Annotated in this window: 5 protein-coding genes; 3 read left to right on the top strand and 2 right to left on the bottom strand. The window is 61.9% G+C overall.

All coding sequences use genetic code 11. From position 1 onward, the window contains the following. The first annotated feature begins 458 nt into the window (after positions 1-458). On the top strand, positions 459-1,697 hold the full coding sequence (locus P3L18_RS27970) for an FAD-dependent oxidoreductase (RefSeq protein ID WP_276115980.1): 1,239 nt from the start codon (positions 459-461) through the stop codon (positions 1,695-1,697). A 64-nt stretch (positions 1,698-1,761) separates the two neighbouring features. Here P3L18_RS27970 and P3L18_RS27965 read toward each other — a convergent pair whose 3' ends face one another. Beyond that, a complete protein-coding gene (locus P3L18_RS27965) occupies positions 1,762-2,568 on the bottom strand; it encodes a helix-turn-helix transcriptional regulator (protein WP_276115979.1) in 807 nt (268 codons plus the stop codon). A 301-nt stretch (positions 2,569-2,869) separates the two neighbouring features. Then, on the bottom strand, positions 2,870-4,033 hold the full coding sequence (locus P3L18_RS27960; RefSeq protein WP_276115978.1) for a LuxR C-terminal-related transcriptional regulator: 1,164 nt from the start codon (positions 4,031-4,033) through the stop codon (positions 2,870-2,872). Positions 4,034-4,371: 338 nt separating this feature from the next. On the opposite strand from P3L18_RS27960, the gene P3L18_RS27955 reads away from it, so the two are divergent. Further along, positions 4,372-5,823, top strand: a complete 1,452-nt coding sequence (locus tag P3L18_RS27955; protein ID WP_276115977.1) for an aldehyde dehydrogenase — start codon at positions 4,372-4,374, stop codon at positions 5,821-5,823. 252 nt (positions 5,824-6,075) lie between these two features. After that, complete coding sequence (locus tag P3L18_RS27950) at positions 6,076-7,404, top strand: cytochrome P450 (protein ID WP_271355238.1); 1,329 nt, start codon at positions 6,076-6,078, stop codon at positions 7,402-7,404. The last annotated feature ends 202 nt before the right edge of the window (positions 7,405-7,606 follow it).

Below are 7,606 nucleotides of genomic sequence, written 5' to 3'. Positions count from 1 at the left end.
CATCACGCCAAATATTCTGCGAACCAAACGACTTCGTCAGATTCGCCACACTCACTTCGACACCCATGGGCTAAGTCCTCCAGTGGCAGGCAGTCGGTACTGCCGGCATTGTTGTCGGCGCAGAACGCGATTCGCAAGATGATGGTGCTTGGAGAGACTAGCAGTCGAGCCGTTGCGCGGGAAGATGTCGCATTTTGCGCACTCACGCTCGAAAGGTAACGATGATCGCGGAAAGAAGCCTGGTCACAGGTGTTGTCGTGGCAAGCGGAAGACTTGAGGTGGTGTGCTGGTGCCTCGCGATCGGGAGACACAATCACTCACCGTGGTGACGCGCAGATCCTGTCCTGGGTCGAGAATTACAGAGATCCCGACACACCTATGGCCGTCCCTCACGCAATTTCTCGGTGCGGAAAGCGGGTGTCGGGTCACTTATGGTCGAGATCAGTGGATAGGTGGACATGTCACAGAGCGGACAGAGATCGTCGGAGGGTCCGGTCGTCGTCGTCGGTGCCGGACACGGAGGAGCCAATCTCGTTGCGCTATTGAGGCAGGAGGGTTTCTTCGGTGAGATTGTGATGTTCGGCGATGAGCGTCATCTGCCATACCATCGACCTCCGTTGTCAAAGAAATTCATGGATGACGACTTGCTCCGTCAGTATCTTCGTCCCGAGGCGTTCTATGGCGAGAACGGGATCGATCTGCGTCTTGGTGCAGTGGTGACAACGATCGATCCGCAGGCTTGCACAGTCACCACGGCAGACGGAGAAGAGGTCGGGTATGCGTACCTCGTCATTGCCACCGGTTCTCGTCCTCGGCAACTTTCCACTCCTGGAATGGGTTCTGATGGCGTGCTGTCGCTCAGGACAATTGACGACGCCGCCCGACTACGAACGGCGATCGAGCACCACGGACGGCTGGCGATCGTCGGCGGCGGTTACATCGGGCTCGAGGTTGCGGCACAGGCGCGTACTCATGGCGTCGACGTGACGGTTCTCGAACGAGAAAAGCGTGTGTTGGCCCGTGTGGCGAGCCAGGAATTCTCTGAGTTCCTCACTTGCCATCACCGCAATCAGGGAACCGTTATCCGCACTTCCGTTGATGTCACGGAGGTCGTTGAGAAGTCCGGCTCGGTGGCGGCGATCGATCTGGCGGACGGCGAGCGGATCGAGTGTGGATCGGTCCTTGTCGGCGTGGGGGCGATACCGAATGACGACATTGCTGCGGGCGCCGGAATTGCTTGTGATGCTGGGATTCTCGTCGACGGCAACGGATCGACCGGGGTGCCGGGTGTCTTCGCAATCGGCGATGTGACTCGCCGACCGATGGGTGACGGCTTCATGCGCTTCGAGAGCATTCCGAGTGCGCTGGAGCAGGCGAAGCGGGTGGCCGCTATCATTTCCGGTGCGCGTTCACCGCATCCGGAGGTGCCCTGGTTCTGGTCGGACCAGTTCGATCTGAAATTGAAGATCGCAGGGCACGTACACCTGGGGCACAGCTCGCATGTGCGTCACGATGTCAATGGTGGGAAATTCGGGATCTTTCACCTCGACGAGTCTCATCGGCTGGTTGCTGTCGAAACCGTGAATGCGTCAGCGTATTTCATGGCGGGCAAGAAGTTCATCGGCGGAGCCGATGTACTGGATCCCGATGCATTGTCCGACCCCGAGTGTGACCTGCGCGCGTGCGTCGTCCGCTGACCGCTGGGTACAGGGAAGGTAATCTCTGGCGACTCCAAGGGAGAGAAAACCCGGACCGATTCAGTCACCGCGACCGGTTTCCGTTGTCGAGATACAGCGAGATTGCTTCGGATCTGTTGACCGCACCGATTTTCCTCAGCACTTTCTTCACATGAGATTTCACCGTCTCGACCCCGATGAACAGGCGTTCGGCGATTTCCGCGTTGGACAGTCCTTGAGCGATCAAGCGCATGACCTCGGTTTCTCGCTTTGTCAGCGACTCCTCGATCGCGAAATTGATCGCCGGTGATTGCAGGCGCGGAACCTGGGCGTCGCTGGACGTTACTCCGCCGATCTCGAAGTCTGCGCTGATGATTCGTCCGGCATCTTCGACGACCGCGGTGACGGCCTGGCGGACCGCAGTGTAGTGGCCGACGGCCACCTCCGACCACGCGTCGCGCGAGAAGGCAGCGCCGGCGGCTCCTTGGTAGACCCCGAGGCACTCGAGGTCGCGGCCATCGATCGCCAACGGTGCACGCGCCGCGACGTGGAGCATCCCGATCACCGTGGAAGACGCGAGGATCGGTGCGACAACGTAGTCAGTACTGTCCAACATGTCGGCCATCGCCGGGTGGGCGTGGGCATCGTCTGCCAGAAGTGGCGGGCCGGCGGCTGTCAGGCATGTGTATTCCACCGATCCGGGGCCGGCATCGAAGTCGTGATCGCCAGAGAAATCGGAGTCCGTGATCCCATCGTCGGATGCGCGAGCCGCGTGCGCCGGGCGGACGATGAGGCCCTCGACGTCGGAGTACACCGCCCGCCCGAATCCGCCCGAGGAGATCAACTCCAGACAGATTTGGCGGGCGATCGTCTTGTCTTCGGTACCTGTCAAGCGCCGTATCGAGAATGGCAGCGACCGGATGATCTGCGCCCGTCGTTCAGACATGAATCTCTGGAGTGTCAATTGCAGTGACAACGACTGTGAGATCAACTCTGGCTCGGGCGTGGCCTGACCGGATCCCGGGCTCTTGGCCATCGCACGCTCGGTGGTATCGCGTGCTCTACGCACCACTGACTGGAGCGATTGCGGTGGAGAGGAGTTGGGTGAGGCGAGGTCGAGTGAAGCGCGCAGAGTGGCGTCGACATCGGTCAGGAGAACGCAGGCACGTGTCGCTCCGCTGAGGTTCATGCCTCTATGCGGGGGAATTGTGCGACAACTGTGCGAATCGGGCCACCGCAGCAGAACGAGTGGTGGTACCGAGCTTCTTGGAGATCTGCTTCAAGTGTGATTTCACTGTCTCCTCGGAGATCACCAGCGAGCGGGCGATCTGCGCGTTGGTTGCACCGGTGGTGATGTGCGCGAGCACTTCTCGCTCGCGGGGGGTCAAGAAGCCCATGCCACCAACTGTGGCGGTGGGGGCATTTCCGGTCTCGGGAACCGTGCGTCCGGCCGTAACGCGCTGCTTCGGGAAGGTTGCGACGTCTGAGAACTGCGACACGATGTCACCGAAGACCCGGTCGACATGCTCGGAACTGAGTTGGATCCGCTCCTGCAGGATGGCGCGTTCGAAGACCGACGAGAGGCATTCACCCAGAGTGCTGACGACGGTGAGGTCGCCGCCTGACACCTCCGAACGTCCGTGCGGCCGGTCGGCGTGCAGAATACCGATCACCCGACCCCGCGACACGATGGGTGCCGCGACGTAACCGTGGGACTGCGCCACTGCCACAATTTCTTTGAAGGTCCGTTTGTCGTTCGATGCACGTTCACTCATGGTCGGGGTGCGACTCCGGACGATCTCGGTCTCGAGTGGCGCGTGTGACAACGGGATGCGTGCCCCGTCGACGTAGGAGAGGAAGTCGTCGTTCTCCGGGCTGTCGTCGTCCTCGATGTGCAGGTGTCGGGGCATCCACACGGCGGAGCGGACGGAGGAGATCATTGCGCGGCCGAACATCAGGTCGCGGCACATTCGGATCGGTATTGCCGCGATCAACTCCTCGGTGCTGGATTCGAGCAGATCTCCCACCACATGACGGATCTCACCGAGGGCCTCGACGGCTCGGCGTACGTCGAGGTCCAGGAGGGCCGACTGGTCGTTGTGGATGGTGAAGAGGAGCCGACATGCGTCCAGTCGCTGGTCGGTGGTGATCTGCGATCGGGTGACGAATTGCTCGAGACGAGTTCGAACGTTGGTCAACATTCCGTCGAGTTCGCTGCTCGGCAGGGGCGCCTGCGGCCCGAGGAATTCCAGGCAGGCTTGGACGTGCCCCCAAGCGACCTCAACGATTCGCCGATCGGCACGAACCTCGGGGCGATGCTCCACGGTCTGCGCCACGACGGAAGGTTCACGGGTCACGTCTATCCTCTCGTTGAGACCTACATCACTATAGATGCTTAATATGCCTCACGGCGCACCCGTAATCAAATGGTTAGACCAAGAAAAACGTCAACCTCCCTCGTCCGCGGGAGTCGGCGGGGGATGTTCGAGGGAATCGGGCTACGAAACCTCGTCACAGCCGCGCGTCGGTTCCTACGCTGCTCGATATCGGGACACGGCTACCGGGTCGGCAAGTGCCGAGGTGAGAACCGTCCGCGTGCCCATGTTTCGCCGATTCCGTGATTCGTGACCGACTTTGCCGGTGGCCGCTATGCGCCTGCCGCCTCATCATCGCCGACCAGAGGACGAAGGACTCCATGACGAATGCAATCGAACAAGACCGCCTGTTCATTGGTGGTGGCTGGAGGTCGCCGGAGGGTAGCGGGCGGATCACCGTGATCTCGCCCAACACCGAACAGGCACTGGGATCGGTTCCCGAGGGTGCCGAAGGTGATATCGATGCTGCGGTTGCCGCGGCTCGTGCCGCATTCAGCGATCGGTCCGGGTGGGGCGGGTGGACTGCAGCACAGCGGGCCGACGCGATGGAGCGGCTGGCTGATGAACTCGACAAACGGTCCGCCGATCTCGCTCAGGCGGTGAGCAGCCAGAACGGCATGCCGATCGCGATCGCACAGCAGCTCGAGGCAGTGTTCCCGCAGTTGCTGCTGCGGTACTACGCCGGGCTCGCCCGCGAATACCCGTTCGAGGAGACCCGTCCGGGTCTGCTGGGTGGATCGACCCTCGTGACCGCCGAGGCGGTTGGTGTGGTTGGTGCCATCGTGCCCTGGAACTTCCCGCAGGCTCTGGCGGCATTCAAGTACGCGCCAGGACTCGCGGCGGGTGCAACCTTCGTCCTGAAGCCCTCGCCGGAGACCGTGTTCGACAGCTACGTCTTCGCCGAGGCCGTCGCTGCAGCCGGAATCCCGGACGGAGTGGTCAACATCGTCCCGGGTGGTCGGGAGCTGGGGGCCTATCTCGTCGCGCACCCGGGGATCGACAAAGTGGCCTTCACCGGATCGAGTGCCGCCGGTCGGAGCATCTCCGAGGTTTGTGGTCGCCTGTTCCGCCCCGTTACGCTGGAACTCGGCGGTAAGTCCGCGGCGATCATTCTCGACGATGCCGATCTCGATCTCGCGAAGATCGGTGAGCAGATCTTCGGCGCCACCTTGCTCAACAACGGGCAGACGTGCTTTCTCGGCACCCGAATTCTCGCGCCTGCCGCGCGGTACTCGGAGGTGGTCGACACCCTCACCGGGCTCGCGGCCTCGCTTCAGGTGGGTGACGCGCTCGATCCGACCACGCAGATCGGTCCAATGGCGACCTCGCGTCAGCGCGAGCGGGTGGAGTCCTACATCGCCAAGGGCAAGGGCGACGGTGCACGGCTGACCACCGGTGGCGGGCGACCGGAGTTCACCGAGCAGGGCTGGTTCGTCGAGCCGACCATCTTCGCCGACGTCGACAACAACTATGCGATCGCCCAGGAGGAGATATTTGGGCCGGTGCTGTCGATCATTTCCTACGACGGAGATGACGATGCCGTCGCGATCGCCAACGCCAGCGACTATGGGCTCGGCGGCTCGGTGTGGACCTCAGACCATGATCACGGTGTAGCTGTTGCCCGTAGGATCGCCTCGGGCACTGTGGGTATCAACGCCTACCTGCCCGACCCCACAGCCCCGTTCGGTGGCATCAAGGCTTCGGGTATGGGGCGTGAACTCGGCCCCGAAGGTTTGGCGGCGTACTTGGTCAAGAAGTCGATTTACCTGTGACACGGCCTCTATGAGGCTGACTGCGACGACGGCTGGCGCATCCTGCTCGGGTGCGTCGGCCGTTGCCGTTGCGCAGCAATATCGTTGTGCGGCAATGGTAATCACATGCCGTTTCCTGACCGTCGGCCGATGCGATTCCCCCTGCGAGGGGCCGTGATGTACCCAGCACGGGTGATGCGCATCACCGCTGGACTGACAAGAATGTAGGTAGGGCCTTGGCCTGAATCTTTCGACAGCTCAAGAGGAGTAGGTATGACGTCAACGACGAGTGCGGCGCGCGCGATTACGGTTCCCCGGGAGATCGCCGAGCAGATCATTCTGCCGGAGGGGCATCGAGACGAGGTAGCGCTGTTCAATGCGTATCGGTGGCTGCGTGAGAACAATCCGTTGGGTGTCGGCGAGGTCGACGGATACCAGCCGATCCACCTGGTCAGCAAGCACGCCGACATCATGGAGATCGAACGACAGCCGCAGATCTTCTCCAGCGGCGGCGGCGAGAACAAGGGATCGGAGAACCCGATCCTGACGAATATCGCCGGTGACGAGTTCACCAAGTCGATCAACAACGGAAGTCTGCGCATCCTGGAAACGCTGACCTATCTCGATCCGCCCGAGCACACCGTGATCAAAGACATTGCCGCGGACTGGTTTCGTCCGAACAACCTCAAGCAGTGGGAGAACACCATCCGCGCGCTGGCCCAGGAGTCGGTGAGCACCCTGGTGGCAGGTGACGGGCGCATCGACTTCGTCAAGGACTTCGCCATCTCCTACCCGTTGCACGTCATCATGAGTTTGTTCGGAGTGCCCGAGTCCGACGAGCCGCGCATGATGACCCTGACCCAGGAGTTCTTCGGGACCGCCGACCCCGACGCCGTTCGCGAGGACGTTGCACCCATGACACCGGAGGCGGCAGCCCAGCAATGGGCAGCAACGATCGGTGACTTCTTCGCGTATTTCGAGGGCCTGCTGCAGGATCGGCGTGCGACGCCGCGAGACGACCTCGCCACCTTGATCGCCACCGCGCGTAATGAGGACGGCGAATACTTCCCGCCGCAGGTCGCTTACGGCTACTTCATCGCGATCGCGACCGCAGGGCACGACACAACCTCCTCGACGCTGGCCGGCGGTGTTCACGCACTCTCGCAGAACCCGGCATTGCTCGAGCGGGTCAAGGGCGATCTCTCGCTGGTGCCCAACCTGGTCAATGAATCCCTGCGCTGGGCGTCGCCGGTCAAGCATTTCATGCGCACGGCGTTGGAGCCGTACGAGCTTCGGGGCCGCCGAATCGAACCGGGTGACCGCTTCATGCTGCTGTATCAGTCGGGTAATCGTGACAGCGATGTGTTCGACGAGCCCGACACCTTCAATATTGACCGCAGGCCCAACAAACACATTGCGTTCGGCTACGGTCCGCACATGTGCATCGGCCAGCACCTGGCCAAGATCGAGCTGCGGATCATGTTCGAGGAATTGCTGCCCAAGATCGGCAAAGTCGAGGTCACCGGTGACACCAAGGTCATTCAGACCAACTTCGTCGGCGGTCTGAAAAACATGCCGGTGGCGATCGACTTCGTCAGCTGATACCGGTAGTCACCCCCAACAGCGGCGGTCGGGCGATAGTCGCCCGGTCGCCGCTGTTCGTCGTGCCCGAGCACGGCGTGCACGGTGCTTCTCACTCCTTTGGCGGAATTTGCCATCTCGTCATCGGCGTTCTTCGGCCATCGCCCGTGGCGTGTCCCCCGTAGATCGGTCCGGCTTGTTTTAGAGTCCTGATTGCCCTGGT

It is taken from the genome of Gordonia sp. N1V (assembly GCF_029269935.1).
In the GTDB taxonomy this organism is placed as follows: domain Bacteria; phylum Actinomycetota; class Actinomycetes; order Mycobacteriales; family Mycobacteriaceae; genus Gordonia; species Gordonia polyisoprenivorans.
This window is presented reverse-complemented; position numbering and strand designations above follow the sequence as displayed.